We start from the raw sequence: 14,856 nt of genomic DNA on the forward strand, positions 1-14,856 counted from the left end.
TTCCCCCTCATTCGACGGCCTCGATGACCTGCTGGACCAGCCATCTCGCCCGCTTGCTCCCCACCGTGTCGTCCGGCGCGTCGAGCGCCACCGCGAACGACACCGGACCGTGCGCGCCCGGCACGACGCCGACGATCCAGGACGTCCGGCACGCGTAGACGTCGGCCGTCGCGCACTCCTCGTCGGTCCGGATCTCGTGCGTCCCGGTCTTCACCCAGAGCACGCCGGAGGCCGAGAGCTGCCTCGCGGTGCCGTACTCGGTCGTCTTGCTCAGCGCGATCTGCAATTGCTCGGCCTGCGGCCGGGTCAGCGCGGCTTTCCGGCGCACCGGCGCGACCGGGGTGGTGCGGCCGGTCGCCGGATCGGTCGTCGCGGTGACCAGCATCGGCCGGACCGGGACACCGTCGTTCGCGATCGCGGCCATCACCGCGGCCATCGCGACCGGTGTGCCCTCGACCTCGCCCTCGCCGATCACGTTCAGCCCGCGCCCGGACCGTGCCTCCGGGTTCGCCGGGATTCGGGTGTCGGCGCCGTACGCGCGATCGGCGAAGGCCTGCGGGGCGTTCCGGCCGTACGTGACCCCGTCCTCCGTGGGCACCAGCGGTTCGACGCCGAGCCCGAGCGCGGTCGCCATCGCACTGATCTCGGCCCAGCTGACCTGCGTCCGGGCGAGCTCCACGAATGCGGTGTTGCACGAGTACGCCAGCGCGTCGGTGAGCGTGATCTTCCCCGCGGAGTCGGGGTTGCCGCACGTGGCGGTGTTGCCGAAGTTGAAGATCTCCCGGCCGTCCAGACTGGTGCTCCGCGGCGCCGCGATCCGGTCGGAGGCGAGGCGGCCGGGCTGGTGCAGATACGCGGCGGCCACGACGACCTTGAACGTCGATCCGAGCCCGAACCGGTCGCCGACGATCCGGTTGACGCTGACGTCCGGCACGTCCTCGACCCCGCGCCGGCCGCCCACGTAGGCCAGTTCGGCCTTATTCTCGGCGGCCTCCCGGGCGGCCTCGCTCTTCGTCGGCTCCTGCAGCGAGTAGTACCCGCACTTCTCCCGTTCGTCGGCGTCGCGCTGACCGATACCGCAGCGGGTGCCCTTCCGGGGGGCGATCCCGCCGTTGCCGTCGACGCGGCCGGCGCGGGGTTCCGCGGTCTCCCAGCTCCGGACGTCGGCCCGCTGGTCGAGCGGGGGCGCCGATCCGGCGGGCGCCCCGGTGGGTGAGGCACCCGACTTCGCCGTGCACGTCCCGGACGCCGGTGCCGACGGGACGCTGCTCTCGGCGAGGATCCGCCCGGTGGCGGCGTCCATCACGACCAGGCCGCCGGTCAGCGGCGTCCCGGCGTCCCCGCCGGACGTCCGCATCGCCGAGTTGACGGTCTTCTGCAGCGCCGGGTCGAGGCCGAGCGTGAGACCGCCCTGCGGCTCGGCCCCGTCGGGGAGCAGGCGGCGGCGCAGGCTCGACCCGGCCGTCGCGCCGCTTCCCACGACGTCGGAGTAGGCCAGATCGAGCAACCCGGACCGCCCGTTCCCGACCCGGACGAGGCCGCCCAGATCGTCGGGGGAGAGGCTCGAGCCGCAGCTGAAGCCCCACACCCCGGACGCCCGGGTGGACGTGAACACGGTGTCACCGATGCCGAGCGTCACCTTCGCCCGGCCCGCCGCGACCAGGTCGGTCGAGCACCGGGCCGGGTCGATCGGCGTCACCGAGGGCCCCGACGCGGTGTAGGAGGGGCTGGGCTCGGAGACGCAGGCCCGGCGGTTCTCGTCGTAGCCGACCCAGATCGACGTCAGGCCCGGCCACGGGGCCCGGTACGGCGTCAGCGTGACCAGCACGCCGATGACCAGGCACAGCGGGAAGCTGAGCCCGATCAGCACCTGGGCCGGCGGGGTGGGCAGGCGGGCGAGGAGCCCGGCCGGGGCGACCGGCCGCTGTCCGGCCCGGCGGGTGGGGGCGACGGCGGCCCGCGCAGCGGCGAACGTCCCGGCGTAACCGGCGGCGACGGCCACGCCGATCGCCAGGAACAGCGCCAGCGTCGCTTGCGGACCGCGGGAGAGGAACGGCGCGGTGATCCCGGAGTGCGGTACCGCGCCGAGCGTCGCGGCGAAGACGAACACGAACTGACCGGTGATCAGCGCGGCCACCCCGGTGCCGAGCAGTGCCGCGACCGTGAGCTGCTGCCGGGTGCCGCGGAACCGCCCGGCCTCCGGAGACCCCGGCCGCGGCTCCGTGCGCGGCGCGAGGCTCACCGGGAATTGGATCAGCGCCAGCCCGAGCAGCACGATCGCCGCCGCGCAGGCCAGCACGGTCAGGCCACCGAGCTTGTTCCAGGCCGCGGTCAGCACGAAGTCGGTCGAGGCGGCCGACAGGCGCGGCTGCAGCACGTCGGCCAGGCCGCGTCCCCACAGCCCGCCGTCGTTCACGGCGGCGAGCGCGTGTGCGAGCTGTGACCGCTCGCTCTCCAGGTCGACGACGCCCAGGTGCTGGCAGGCTTCGGTGCCCGACGGCACACCGGCCGGTGCCGTCGTCCCGGCGGGCAGCGGGTAGCAGGGCGCGTTCCACCGGTAGGCCCACGGGTCCCGCCAGATCAGGAACCGCTCGCTGACGTAGTCGGTGAACGGGGCCACCAGCGCGGCCAGCACGAACAGCGCCGCCGCGATCAGGCCGTACGGACGCAGGTAGCGCAGGGCGCCGGCACCGGTCCAGGCCCGGACGCGCGCCCGCAGGCCGGGCGACTCACCGGCCGGCGCGTCGAACGGGGTGGCCCGCGCCTCGATGCTGAGCGCGGCCCAGAGCACCCCGAGCGTGGCGGCCAGCACCGGGATCAGCGTGCCGAAGTCGCTGCGGACCGCGCTGCAGAACGCGACCGCGCCGACCAGCGCCATCGGATAGAGCAGGAACCGGGTCTGCCGCTCGAACGTCCGGAGGGCGCGCCACGGCCGCGTCGCCAGCCCGGTCCGCAGCTGCGTGATCGCGGTGCGCAGCCCGATCTGCCGGAACACGACCGCCTCGACGCTGTACCGGCTGACCACGACCGCGAGCACGACGAGGAACAGTGCCTTGCCGAACTCCGGGGTGTTCACCCCGAGGAAGTCCAGTTTGCTGCCGGTGACCAGCGGCGCCAGGAACGGGACGACGACCGTTGCGCCGACCCAGAGCCAGGCCCAGACCGGGTTGCGCCGGGTCCGCTGCGTCCAGGCCCGGCGCCGGCGGTCGTAACCCGCCCGGACGTCCCGGGAGAGCGTTCCCCGGCGTCGCCGCTCACCGGCCTCGCCCGTCCGGCCGGCGCGGCGGGCCGCCAGCAGCCCGGTCGCGAGCAGCACGAGCAGCCCGGCGATCGGCAGCCCGAACGACTTGAGCGCCTCGTCGACGACGCTCCCCTTCAGGCCGTCCGTCGCACTCGCGTCGGGGTCGGGCACCAGGCTCAGCCGGATCGACAGCTGGCAACCGAGATGGAACAGCGAGAGAACGAGCAGCAGGATCGCCAGGCCCGGCGCGGAGACGTCGGTGTCGTTGCGGGCGGCGTGCGCGGCCCGCAGCGTCCGGACGCCCAGCAGCAGCGCCGCCAGCACCCCGGCCCCGACCGCGTAGACCCAGACGATGTTGACGCCGCCGCTCAGCCAGACGCCGGCCCAGGTGAGTGCCAGCGGCAGGACCAGCCGCCCTCGGCGACGCCCGTCGGCGACGCGTACCGCGGCCCAGGCCCGATCGCGCCGCCGGAGCAGATCGGCCGCGAGGACGACTGCCACGACCATTCCGGCGAGCACGAGCAGATTGCTGATCGCGCTCACGGAGAAGAAGCCACTCACCGTTCTCTCTCTACGCAGTCGTCCCCGGGCACGGGCCATCCGCGCCCCGGGAAATGGCGCTCGCAATAAGAACCTGCATCGGCGACCCCTATTTCGGGGTCGCTATCATCAACCCGCCGGCGAATTCGACGGCCGTACGGGGGTCACCAAAGACTAGGGGCCGAAAAGGGCGGATCCGCTACTGCGCTGGTTCGCTCGGTCGAGCCGGCGGCGCATTTCCTGCTCACCGATCTCGGTGGCCATCTCGGTCTGTTTCTCCCGCAGCTTGGCCCGCGCCGCCAATTCGGCCGCACGTGCCTGGCTACCGTGTTCGATGTACTGTTCGGCGCTTTTGATCTGGTCTCGATTGTAGGAAACCAGCGCCACCTCGTACGGGCTCGGCGCCCCGAGCGTCATCAGGAACTTGAGCAGCACCGGGAGGACCTCGATCAGCGTGATGAACGCCCACAGCACGAGATAGGCCGCTTGCACGCCGCTGTCTCGCGACCGCAGCGACGACAGCGCGTCGATCCGCATCAGCAGACCCCGGTTGCGGCTGATCGTGTCGGCGGACTCCCGCAGCGCCGCGCGCTCGCCGTCGCGCCGCGTCTGCAGGTCGGTGCGGTCCTTGGTGAGGTTCTGGGCGCCGAGCGTGTGCAGGTTCTTCACGGCCGAGGCCACGGCCCTGGTGAACTGGTTGCGGCGTGCCTCGCGCTCGTTGAACGCCGCGGTGACCCGGACACCCGTGCGCAGTGCCTCCCGGTAGGCCTGATCGGCCTGGTAGGCGGCCCGCGAGGCAGCCCTGACGTTCGGCTGGTCTTTCACGACCTGGTCGTTCGCGTCCTTCGCGTCGAGGTAGGCCTGGTCGGTCGCCACCTTCTTCTCGTACGCCGCGACCTGGTAGCGCGAGATGATCTCGCGGCGCTCCTGGTCGCGGGTGGCGTCGTGCTGGGCGGCGATCTCTTTCTCGATCTCGTTGTTGAACACGCGCAGCACGAGCGGCGTCGAGACGACCACACCGATGAGCAGGGCCATCAGGAGGCGGGGGAGGGCCTGGAGGAAGTTCTTCCAGACCTGGTCGCGCCGGGGGAACGCACCGATCAGCCACCGGTCGAGGTTCGCGATCGCCAGACCCCAGAACAGTCCGATCGCGACGCACACCGCGACCGGCGCCTGTAAGGCGAGGTTGATCGCCAGGCCGGCCGAGAGCGCGGCCATCACCGCGGTCGTCAGCACCACACCGCCGAGGCCCTCGTACTTGCCGGTCTCTCCGGGAGTTCGTGCGAGCACCGCGCGATTCGCCCCGGATAGCCAGATAAGGAAATGCCCCACCAATTACCCCCTGGTTTCCACCGCAATACCCCCGGCGATGGACCGACCCCGCTGATCCAATTTCGGAGTGTACGGGACACCGGCAAACGGTCGACATTTCGAGGGTCGCTTCCACCGCGCGACGGACGGGAATGGCCGAAAAGCAACGCCGCCGTACCCAATGGGGACGGCGGCGGGCTAAATGGGTGAGTGGCGGTCAGTCGATTCGAGTGCGGACCCAGTCGTGGAAACCGGCCAGGTGGTGCTCGCTCGGCACGAGCACTCCGCCCCGGGCGTACACCCGCGAACTCATGGCCGGCTGCGTCCGCTCGCAGGCCTCGAAGTCCTGCTGGTTCACCCGGTGGAACAGCTCGACCGACGCCGACACGTCCTTACCGGACTCCACCACGCCGGGCAGGTACAGCCAGTCGCACTCGACCACGGTCCGGTCGGCGGCGAGCGGCACCATCCGGTGGAAGATCACGTGGTCGGGCACCAGGTTGATGAAGACCTGGGGCCGGACCGTGATCGCGTAGTACCGCCGGTCCTGGGCCTGCGACACCCCGGGGATCCGGTCGAGGCCGGGCGACCCGTCGACCGTGAACCCCTCGATCCCGGCTCCGAACTCGGCGCCGTGCCCCACGTAGTACTGCGCCGCGTACCCGTTCGCGAACTCCGGGAGCACCTCGACGAGCTCCGGGTGGATCGTCGCGCAGTGGTAGCACTCCATGAAGTTCTCGACGATCAGCTTCCAGTTGGCCTTCACGTCGTACCGGATCCGGCGCCCGACCTTGAGCGACGGCAGGTCGTAGGCATCGATGCTCTCGAGGTCGCCGAGCCGTTCGACGACCGCGCCCTCGACGTCGTCGGCGAACGACGGTGGTGAATCGGCCAGGCACACCCACACGTACCCGAGCCACTCGCGGACCGTCACCGAGACCAGGCCGTGGGCGCTCCGGTCGAGGTCAGGCATGCTCGCCAGGTTCGGTGCGGCGATCAGCTTGCCGGTCAGATCGTAGGTCCAGGCGTGGTACGTGCAGCGGAACGCGCGTCCGACCGAACCCTCCTCGTCCGTGCAGAGCTGCGCGCCCCGGTGCCGGCAGACGTTGAGGAACCCGCGGATCACCCGGTCGCGCCCGCGGGCCAGGATCACGCTCTCGCGGCCGATCCGGACGGTCCGGAACGCACCCGCGGCCGGCAGGTCGTCGGCCCGGATCGCGCAGAACCACATCGGTTCGAAGATCTTCTCCTGCTCGGCCGCGAACACCCCCGGATCCGTGTAGTACGAGCCCGGCAGCGTGGTGAGAAGGCCTTCGGTCGTCGTCATGAGGGGCTCCCCATCGGGAATTGGTTGGAGCCCGGCAGGCGCCCCGGGTCGAACAGAGCGATCGGGTGCCGGGTCGTGCCGTCGATCGCGAGGTCGGCGAGGATCTCGCCGACGACCGGCACGAACTTGAACCCGTGCCCGGAGAACCCGCAGGCGATCGTCACCCGGTCGCGGGTGCCGACCACGAAGTTCCCGTCGGGCGTCGTGGTGTACATGCAGGCCGCGCCGCGCAGGAACGTCCCGGGCAGAGTCGGCAGGTCGCGACCGGCCCGTGCGGCCATCGCGGCGATCTCCTCGGGACGGACCTCACGGTCCAGCGCGTCGGGGTCGGTTCCGGCTCCGCCGCGACGGAAGAACGCCACCTTGACGCCGCCGTCCGGCCCGTCCATCGACGGGAAGCCGTAGATCGACGAGCCGCTGGGGTCCTCCCAGAGGTAGACGGGGTGGTCCACGTACGGTGCGGTGCCGCCGGCCGGGGCGAACCAGTACTGGACCTGGCGTTCGACCAGGAAGGGGAGGCCCAGCACCCGGGTGGCCCAGGCGCCCGGGGCGACGACGAGGTGGTCGGCCCGGTACGCACCCCGGGCGGTGGTCACCTCCACACCGCCCGCGTTCGCCGACCACGACAGGACGGGCTCCTCGAAGTGCAGGTCGGCGCCGAGGCGGGCGGCGACCGAGAGCTGAGCGGCGACCGACGCCTCCGGGCGGACGAATCCCGCCCGTTGCTCGTAGACCCCGACCGTGTCGGGCCCGGGATTCAGCGTCGGGAACCGCGACCGGATCGCGCCGGCGTCCAGGTACTCGTGCGGGAGGTCCCACTCCGTCGCCGCGGCCAGCGCGCCCGCGACCGTCGGCGAGTCCGGCCGCCCGAGATAGATCCCGCCGGTCAGCGTCAGCAGGTCGGCGCCGGTCTCGGCCTCCAGGTCGCCCCAGAGCTCGTACGCGCGCGTCACGAGGGGGACGTAGGCCGGGTCCTCGGAGTAGGACTGCCGGATGATCCGCGACCCGCCGTGGCTGCTGCCCCGGGCGTGCGCCGGTCCGAACCGCTCCAGCCCGAGGACGCGCACGCCGCGCGCCGCGAGGTGGTGGGCCGCCGCGCTCCCCATCCCGCCCAAGCCCAGAACGATGACGTCAGCGGGCGCCATCAGCGACGGATCCTCGACATGCCGGGGTCGAAGAGCGGCTCGGTGCCCACGGTCGCGGCCAGCCGGGTACCCAGGTAGTCGATCGTCACGCCGTCCCCCGCCGCCAGCGACGCCGGCAGCCACGCGTACGCGACGCACCGCCCGAGCGTGTACCCGTAGGACGCGCTGGTCACGTACCCGATCGGGCCGGCATCCCGGTACACCGGCTCCTTCCCGAGCACGACCGCGGCCGGATCGTCCAGCGTCAGCACGGTCAGGCGCGACGACGATTCGCCGCGCGAGAGCAGCGCGTCGCGTCCGAAGAAGTCTTTGTCTTTCCGGACCGCGAAGCCGAGCCCGGCCGCGTACGGGTCGTGCTCGGTGGTCATGTCCGTACCGGAGAGCCGGTAGCCCTTCTCCAGCCGGAGGCTGTTGAACGCGCTCCGGCCGGCCGCGATCACCCCGTGGCCGGATCCGGCCTCCCAGAGCGTGTCCCACAGCCGGAGTCCCAGCTCGGCGGACGTGTAGAGCTCCCACCCGAGCTCCCCGACGTACGAGAGCCGCAGCGCGTCGACCGGGACGTCACCGACCTCGAGGTGCTTGGCCTTGAAGTACCCGAACCCGGCGTGCGAGACGTCGGCCGTGGTCAGCGGAGCCAGCACGTCACGGGCCAGCGGGCCCCAGAGCCCGATGCAGCAGGTCGCGCCCGTGATGTCCCGGACGAACACGTCGTCCGGCGCGTGCCGCAGGAACCAGTCGAGGTCCAGCGGACCGTTGACGCCCACCTGGAACCGGTTCGGCGCGAGCCGCGCCACCGTGAGGTCGCTCCGGACGCCGCCCTGCCCGTCGAGCAGCAGCGTGTACGTCACCGCGCCGGGGGCCTTGTCGAGGTTGTTCGTCGTCATCCGCTGCAGGAAGCCGAGCGCGCCGGCGCCGGCGACCTCGAGCCGGGTCAGCGGCGTCATGTCGTACATCGCCACCCGCTCCCGGGTCACCAGCGCCTCGGCCCCGGCGGTCTTCGACCAGTGCCGCGCCGACCACTCGTCGCGATCGGGGATGCCCTCCGTCTCCGGCAGTCCGTCGTTCGCGGTGAACCACAGCGGACGCTCCCAGGCCGCGCCCTCGGTGAAGACCGCGCCGAGCTCCTGCTGCCGGGGATGGAACGGGCTCACCCGCAGCGGCCGGGGGTTCGCCGGTGGGTCCAGCGGGTGCAGGATGTCGTAGACCTCGATGAAATTCCGCGTCGCGCGCTGGTGCACGTAGGAGTCGGTCAGCTGCACCGGGTCGAACCGGTACAGGTCGCATTCGTGGACGTCGATCCCGGGGTCGCCGCTGGTGACCCACTGGGCGACGGTCCTGGCCACCCCGGCCGAGTGCGTCACCCAGACGGCCTCGGCGATCCACAGCCCCGGCAGGTCGCGGTGCTCGCCGATCAGCGGGAAACCGTCGGCGGTGAACGAGAAGATGCCGTTGATGCCCTCTTCGACCTTGGTCTCGGCCAGGGCGGGCAGCAGCGCGACCGCGTCCTCCCACGAGGAGTCGAAGTCGGCCGGGGTGAACTCCTCGATGCTCGGCATCACCGACGACTCGTCGTGGCGGCGGATGTGCTCGACCGGCATCGGCCGGTGGGCGTAGGAACCGATGCCGATGCGGTCGCCGTGCTCGCGGAAGTAGAGGTCGGCGTCCTGGTGCCGCAGGATCGGGGCGGTCGCGTCGGCCGTCGCCCCGGCGAGCGGGGCGATCGGGCCGGTTTTGGCGTACTGGTGGGCCAGTGGGAGCAGCGGCACGGTCAGGCCCACGAGCGCGCCGAACCGGCGGCCCCAGAACCCGGCCGCACCGATCACCACGTCGGCGTCGAAGCCGCCCCGATCGGTGTCGACGCCGGCGACCCGGCCGTCGGGCCCGGTCCGGACACCGGTCACCGTGTGCCCACCGAGGAACGTCGCGCCGTTCGCGATCGCGCGCTCGGCCTGCGCGGTCACCGCGTTGACGGCGTGGACCAGCCCGTCGGTGGGCGTGTGCAGGCCGCCGAGGATCTTGTCCGGCGTCAGCAGCGGGTGCAGGCGGGCCGCCTGCTCGGGGTCGAGAACCCGGCCCGGCAGCCCCCAGGACGCGGCGAACCCGGCGCGGCGGTGCAGCTCGGCGAGGCGCTCGGGCGTGGTGGCGACCTCGAGGCCGCCGACCGGGCGGAATGCGGTTTCGCCGAGACCGCGCAGCTTCTCCACCGTGTACTGCGCGAAGTTCGTCATCGTCTTGCTCGGGTTGGTCTGGAAGACCAGGCCGGGGGCGTGCGAACTCGACCCTCCGGTCGCGTACAGCGGGCCGGCGTCGAGGACGAGAACGTCGGTCCAGCCCCGCTGGGTGAGCTCGTCGGCGATCGCGCTGCCGACGATTCCCGCTCCGACGACGATCACTTTCGGCATGGGGAGCCTCCCGCCGCTCTTCTAGTGGACGCCGGGCAGCTGCGCGCCCGGGGGAAGGTTCGGTGCGCCGGTCGACGGGACGACGTGGATCAGGCCGTCGACGACCAGGACCTCGTGGGTGCGGACCGGGATCTTGGCCGGTAGGCAGTCCGGCCGGCCGGTGCGCAGGTCGAAGCGGGAGGCGTGCAGCGGGCACTCGACCGCACCTCCCTCGATCCAGCCGTCGGCGAGCGAGGCGTCCTGATGGGTGCAAGTGTCGTCGAGAGCGAAGAGTTCGCCGTCGTCGGTGCGGAACACCGTGATCGGCGGGGTGACGTCCAGGCGGTGGGACTCGCCGGGAGGGAGGTCGTCCAGGGGGCAGACAGGGATCATCGCGTCACCTCGGGTGAGCCATGCCTCAACGAGCAGATCGAGTGCGCTATGCAGAACGGGGTGCGTCCTCCGCAACAGAGTCAGATCTGCCGGGGGCCTGTGTCAAGAGGCCGGGATGCGGATGCGGTCCGTGTGTGGTGAATCGACCTGATGAGTACTTCAGGCCGGGCGGACCGGCTGGCTCGGCGGATCGCCCGTGACGGCGGGGTCTGCGTGTGGTGCGGGCGGGAGTTCGGGCCGCTGGTGAGGGCGACCACCGACCACGTCGTACCCCGGGTCAGGGGCGGTCCGTCCTGGCTCGAAAACGAGATCGCCGCCTGTTCCCGCTGCAACCGCGTCCGCGGCCACCGGGGCGTCGCCGTCGGTGCTGTTCTCGGCGGGCTCCGGGTCAGTGTTTCGTGCGCGCCGCTGGGCGGCTCGCCTTCAGCGGCGTTGGGGGCGAGGCTCGCGGAAGGGGCCGCGGAGGACGGCCCACTGGACGAGCATGATCGTCTTGGCGTCGTCGATCCCGCCGGATTCGATCAGCTCCAGGGCCCGGTCGATGCCGAGTTCCACCACCTCGATGTCCTCGCCCTCGTGGGCGATCCCGCCGCCCTCGGACGTGCGGCTCTCGGCGCTGTACGGCGCCGCGTAGAAGCTCAGCCGCTCGGTGACCGAGCCCGGGCTCATGTACGCCTCGAACACGTGCTCGACCGCACCGACCCGGTGGCCGGTCTCCTCCTCGGCCTCGCGCCGGATCGCGGTCTCCGGGTCGTCCCCGTCGAGCAGGCCGGCGGCGGTTTCCAGCAGCATCCCGTCGGGGTGGCCGTTGACGTACGCCGGGAACCGGAACTGCCTGGTCAGCAGCACGGTCCGGCGGGTGGCGTCGTACAGCAGGATCGTCGCGCCGTTGCCGCGGTCGTAGGTTTCGCGGGTCTCGGTGGTGACCCGGCCGTCGCGGTACCCCGGTAGCGTGTCCGTGAGCGCACAGTAATTGCGCGCTCACGCGAACGGGGGTGCGCGTGATGGTGCGGTGTCGGTACGCGACGGTGCTGTTGACGCTGGCCGTGCTCGCCGGGTGCAGTGGGAGCGGCGGGTCGGTCTCCACCGCGGCCTCGACGGGTGCCGGGGCGCCCGACCCGTCCGACCTGGCCGACGTGGTCGAGAACGTCGCTCCGAGCCTGGTCACCGTCACGGCTCACGGCAGCCCGACCTCCCACGGCAGTGGGGTCGTCTACCGCGACGACGTCGTGGTCACGAACGAGCACGTGGTGGGAACCGCGAAGACCGTCACGCTCACGCTCGCCGACGGGGCCACGGTCGCCGGCTCGGTCGTCGGCACCGACGCGGTGGCCGACCTGGCGGTGATCAAGGCCGCCCGGACGAACCTCCCCGCCGTCCCGATCCGCACCGAGCTGGCCCGCGCCGGCGAGTCCACGCTCGCGATCACCGGAACCGGCGTCGCCCGGGGCCTCGTCTCCGCGGTCGGGAGTCCCGAGGAGATCCGGACCGACATCCCGGCGGAAGGCAGCGGCCTCTTCGACACCCAGGGCCGCCTGATCGGTCTCGGTACCCGCGACAACGCCGCGGTCCCGAGCGCCGTGATCGCGTACACCGCCGACCGGCTCCTCGCCGGCCGGCCGCCCCGGCACCCCGACCTCGGCGTCTCCCTCGCCGAACTGACCTCCGCGATCCGCAACGCGCTCGGTGTCGACGCCGAGAAGGGCGCGATCGTCGTCGCGGCCGGCCGCGCCTCACCGGCCACGAAGGCCGGGATCCGGCCGGGTGACGTCGTCACCCGCGTCGGCACCACTCCGATCGCCACCCTCGACGACGTCGGCACCGCGCTCCGGGGCCTCACCACCGCCGACACCGACCTCGTCGTCCAGCGCGGAGGCAACGCGATCCTGCTCCGGGTGCCCGTGCAACAGATGTGAGCCGCCACGCGTCCAGGAGCACGAACGGGGAGGTAGGCATGCCGGAGCCCGACGGGTTCGAGCAGTTCGTGTCCGAACGCTCCGCCGCGCTCACCCGGTACGGGTACGTCCTGGCCGGGAATCCGCACGACGCCGCCGATCTGGTCCAGGAGGCCCTGATCCGGTTACGCGGCGCGTGGGGACGGGTGCGACGACGGGACGACCCGGAGGCGTACGTCCGCACCACGATGGCGCGCCTGCACATCAGCTGGTGGCGCAAACGCCGCCGGGAACGGCTCGTCGACACCGTGCCCGAGTTGTGGGCGATCGACCCGGGCATCACCCGGGCCGAGGAGGACATCGGCGTCTGGGACGCCCTCGGCTCGGTGCCGCCCCGCCAGCGGGCGGTACTCGTCCTGCGCTACTACGAGGGGCTCGGTGACAACGTGATCGCCGAGCGGCTGCGCATCAGCGAGGGCACCGTCCGCAGTCAGGCCCTGCGTGGCCTGCGGACGCTCCGCGAACATCTCGAGGGCCCGCGCGGCCCGCTCGCCCCCGATCCCGCCGGGCCCGACATCCTCACGACCGAGCGGAGGCGCCATGCCTGACTTCCGCGAGCCCGAGCCCGAGCCCGAGCCCGAGTCCTGGCCCCGGCCCGAGGACCGCGCGCTGGGTGACGTCCTGATCGGGACGTTCAACCGGGTGGCCGACGACGCGCCACCACCGCCGGACGACCTGTACCAGGTCGTGACGCGCCATGCGGCGCGACGGCGCGGCGGGCGCGCGATGATCGCCACCGCGGTCGCGGTGCTGCTCGTGCTCGGCACGGTCGGGCTGCTGAAGGTCGCCCGGATCGGGGAGCAGGCGCCGGTGCCGCCGCAGGTGGCCTCGGCCGGCGAGCTCTGGCCGGCCGCGCTGCAGAAGTTGCCGTCGACCATCGGCGGGCGGACGTACTGGGTGGACGCCGTGCTGCCGGACCGGGACGTCGTCATCCACACGTTCGGCACCCCCGGCGACTCCGAGCTCCGGCTCGTGCGTGTCCGCGGCCGGCAGGTCACCACGACGCTGATCGCCTCGTTCGAGCAGTCCCCGAAGAACCCGGCGATCATCTCCAGCGTCCGGGCCGACCGCGAGCGGGTGGCCTGGCGGCTGCACCGCAGCGGGTATCCCGAGCAGATCTTCAGCGTCCGCTGGGACGACGGGAAGCTCCGGTTGCTCGACGAGGTCGACGACCCGCGCGAGACGTTCAGCGTGACGCTCGCCGGTGACCTGGTGGTCTACGGGCCGGCCGAGGACGGCATCCGCACGATCCCGGCCGATGGCGGCGAACCGCGCCTGCTCGCCCACACCGCCCACACCTACGACGTGTACTGGCCCTGGCTGGTGCTCAACTCGGTCGCGCCGGGGTCGCTGGTCACCGCGCCGCCAACGCTCTGGAACGTCGACACCGGGCAGCAGTGGATCTCGAACTTCCACCCGACCAGCCGGCGGGACGCCTGCGGCCCGGTCTGGTGCGTCGAGGTCGGTGACGGCGGCAACACGGTCACGACCCAGCGGGTCGACGGCACGAACCGGAAGAAGTGGGACCAGTTCGAGTCCAGCTGGAGCGGCCTGACCCCGCTGCGCAACCGCTATCTGCCGGTGTTCGGGCACTCGATCGGCAACCACACCCGGCAGTTGCAGCTGCTCGACCTGGTCGGCGCCCGGTCGGTACCGCTCGGCTACCTCGATGACGACGACGACCTGCTCAGGGTGCGGCTGCAGGACGCCGCGGTCGCCTGGCCGGCCGAGGACGGCAAGGCGATGTATGTGCTCGACCTGGGCCGGATCCGGTAGAGAATCGAGGGCATGAGCTCACGCGGATCGGTACGGGTCGAAACCGGGCACAAACGCGTCCGGGCGCTGTCCGGCGGGCGGGTCGTCGCCGACACCCGGCGTCCGGCGCTGGTCTGGGAGAAGCCGTACTACCCGACCTACTACATCCCGCGGGACGACGTCCTGGCCGAGCTCGTGCCGACCGGCGAGGTGAGCCGGTCGCCGAGCCGGGGCAACGGGCTGGTGCACGACGTCGTGCTGCCCGGCCGGACGCTGCCGAGTGCGGCGGTCACCCACCCCGACTCGCCGCTCACCGAGCTGCGGACCCTGGTGCGCCTCGACTGGGGATCCGTGGACGAGTGGCTCGAAGAGGACGAACCGGTCTACGTCCACCCGCGAGACCCGTACAAGCGGGTCGACATCCTCCACAGCAGCCGGCACGTGCAGGTCAGCCTCGACGGCGTCGTGGTGGCCGACTCGCACCAGCCGCGGATCCTGTTCGAGACGACGCTGCCGCCGCGCTACTACCTGCCGATGACCGACGTTCGGCTCGACCTGCTGCGCCCGACGACGCTGGTGACGCACTGCCCGTACAAGGGCGCAGCGACCTATTGGGACGTCGTGCTGGAAACCGGCGCGGTGCACTCGAATGTGGTGTGGACGTACAGAACGCCACTGCCGGAATCACAGAAGGTAATCGGACTCCTCGCGTTCTACGATGAGAAAGTGGATGTTGCCATTGATGGTGTGCAACAAGACCGTCCGGTGACACACTTCTAGGGTCTGGGCCGCGGCGCGGGAGGCGGCA

Annotated in this window: 10 protein-coding genes and 2 pseudogenes; 5 read left to right on the forward strand and 7 right to left on the reverse strand. The window is 71.9% G+C overall.

The genetic code is table 11. From position 1 onward, the window contains the following. Positions 1 to 7: 7 nt before the first annotated feature. The 6 genes from ACIBZJ_RS39570 to ACIBZJ_RS39595 all read right to left on the reverse strand — a co-directional run bounded on the left by ACIBZJ_RS39570 (position 8) and on the right by ACIBZJ_RS39595 (position 10,338). The gene (locus tag ACIBZJ_RS39570) at positions 8 to 3,802 is read right to left on the reverse strand and encodes a penicillin-binding transpeptidase domain-containing protein (RefSeq protein ID WP_395938773.1); all 3,795 of its coding nucleotides are present in this window, start codon (positions 3,800 to 3,802) and stop codon (positions 8 to 10) included. A gap of 153 nt (positions 3,803 to 3,955) precedes the next feature. After that, positions 3,956 to 5,071: a DUF4407 domain-containing protein gene (locus ACIBZJ_RS39575; protein WP_395938774.1), complete on the reverse strand. Its 1,116-nt coding sequence runs from the start codon at positions 5,069 to 5,071 to the stop codon at positions 3,956 to 3,958. A 238-nt stretch (positions 5,072 to 5,309) separates the two neighbouring features. After that, positions 5,310 to 6,419, reverse strand: coding sequence for an aromatic ring-hydroxylating dioxygenase subunit alpha (locus ACIBZJ_RS39580; RefSeq protein ID WP_395938775.1), 1,110 nt, complete (start codon positions 6,417 to 6,419; stop codon positions 5,310 to 5,312). Continuing rightward, complete coding sequence (solA, locus tag ACIBZJ_RS39585; RefSeq protein WP_395938776.1) at positions 6,416 to 7,564, reverse strand: N-methyl-L-tryptophan oxidase; 1,149 nt, start codon at positions 7,562 to 7,564, stop codon at positions 6,416 to 6,418. The genes ACIBZJ_RS39580 and solA overlap by 4 nt, the downstream gene beginning before the upstream one ends. Continuing rightward, positions 7,564 to 9,966, reverse strand: a complete 2,403-nt coding sequence (locus ACIBZJ_RS39590) for an FAD-dependent oxidoreductase (RefSeq protein ID WP_395938777.1) — start codon at positions 9,964 to 9,966, stop codon at positions 7,564 to 7,566. The genes solA and ACIBZJ_RS39590 overlap by 1 nt, the downstream gene beginning before the upstream one ends. Positions 9,967 to 9,987: 21 nt before the next feature. After that, entirely contained in the window at positions 9,988 to 10,338 is a 351-nt protein-coding gene (locus ACIBZJ_RS39595; protein WP_395938778.1) for a bifunctional 3-phenylpropionate/cinnamic acid dioxygenase ferredoxin subunit, read from the reverse strand. 150 nt (positions 10,339 to 10,488) lie between these two features. On the opposite strand from ACIBZJ_RS39595, the pseudogene ACIBZJ_RS39600 reads away from it, so the two are divergent. Then, positions 10,489 to 10,677, forward strand: a pseudogene (locus tag ACIBZJ_RS39600) (HNH endonuclease); the annotation flags it as partial. Between the two features lie 84 nt (positions 10,678 to 10,761). Here ACIBZJ_RS39600 and ACIBZJ_RS39605 read toward each other — a convergent pair. Continuing rightward, a pseudogene (locus tag ACIBZJ_RS39605) lies at positions 10,762 to 11,274 on the reverse strand (NUDIX domain-containing protein); the annotation flags it as partial. A 68-nt stretch (positions 11,275 to 11,342) separates the two neighbouring features. Between ACIBZJ_RS39605 and ACIBZJ_RS39610 the strand changes: the two are divergent. From ACIBZJ_RS39610 to ACIBZJ_RS39625, 4 genes are read left to right on the forward strand one after another with little or no spacing between them, the layout of a single operon-like run. Next, a complete protein-coding gene (locus ACIBZJ_RS39610; protein WP_395938779.1) occupies positions 11,343 to 12,254 on the forward strand; it encodes a S1C family serine protease in 912 nt (303 codons plus the stop codon). 38 nt (positions 12,255 to 12,292) lie between these two features. After that, a complete protein-coding gene (locus ACIBZJ_RS39615; protein WP_395938780.1) occupies positions 12,293 to 12,841 on the forward strand; it encodes a SigE family RNA polymerase sigma factor in 549 nt (182 codons plus the stop codon). Beyond that, entirely contained in the window at positions 12,834 to 14,069 is a 1,236-nt protein-coding gene (locus tag ACIBZJ_RS39620; RefSeq protein ID WP_395938781.1) for a hypothetical protein, read from the forward strand. The genes ACIBZJ_RS39615 and ACIBZJ_RS39620 overlap by 8 nt, the downstream gene beginning before the upstream one ends. A gap of 12 nt (positions 14,070 to 14,081) precedes the next feature. Next, positions 14,082 to 14,828, forward strand: a complete 747-nt coding sequence (locus ACIBZJ_RS39625) for a DUF427 domain-containing protein (protein WP_395938782.1) — start codon at positions 14,082 to 14,084, stop codon at positions 14,826 to 14,828. Positions 14,829 to 14,856: the final 28 nt, after the last annotated feature.

Origin of the sequence: Cryptosporangium sp. NPDC051539 (genome assembly GCF_044454545.1) — a bacterium.
GTDB lineage: Bacteria > Actinomycetota > Actinomycetes > Mycobacteriales > Cryptosporangiaceae > Cryptosporangium.

Coding starts and splice junctions, on each gene's coding strand:
- ACIBZJ_RS39580 (WP_395938775.1), bottom strand. CDS start 6,419: ATGACGACGACCGAAGGCCTTCTCACCACGCTGCCGGGCTCGTACTAC.
- solA (WP_395938776.1), bottom strand. CDS start 7,564: ATGGCGCCCGCTGACGTCATCGTTCTGGGCTTGGGCGGGATGGGGAGC.
- ACIBZJ_RS39590 (WP_395938777.1), bottom strand. CDS start 9,966: ATGCCGAAAGTGATCGTCGTCGGAGCGGGAATCGTCGGCAGCGCGATC.
- ACIBZJ_RS39595 (WP_395938778.1), bottom strand. CDS start 10,338: ATGATCCCTGTCTGCCCCCTGGACGACCTCCCTCCCGGCGAGTCCCAC.
- ACIBZJ_RS39610 (WP_395938779.1), top strand. CDS start 11,343: ATGGTGCGGTGTCGGTACGCGACGGTGCTGTTGACGCTGGCCGTGCTC.
- ACIBZJ_RS39615 (WP_395938780.1), top strand. CDS start 12,293: ATGCCGGAGCCCGACGGGTTCGAGCAGTTCGTGTCCGAACGCTCCGCC.
- ACIBZJ_RS39620 (WP_395938781.1), top strand. CDS start 12,834: ATGCCTGACTTCCGCGAGCCCGAGCCCGAGCCCGAGCCCGAGTCCTGG.
- ACIBZJ_RS39625 (WP_395938782.1), top strand. CDS start 14,082: ATGAGCTCACGCGGATCGGTACGGGTCGAAACCGGGCACAAACGCGTC.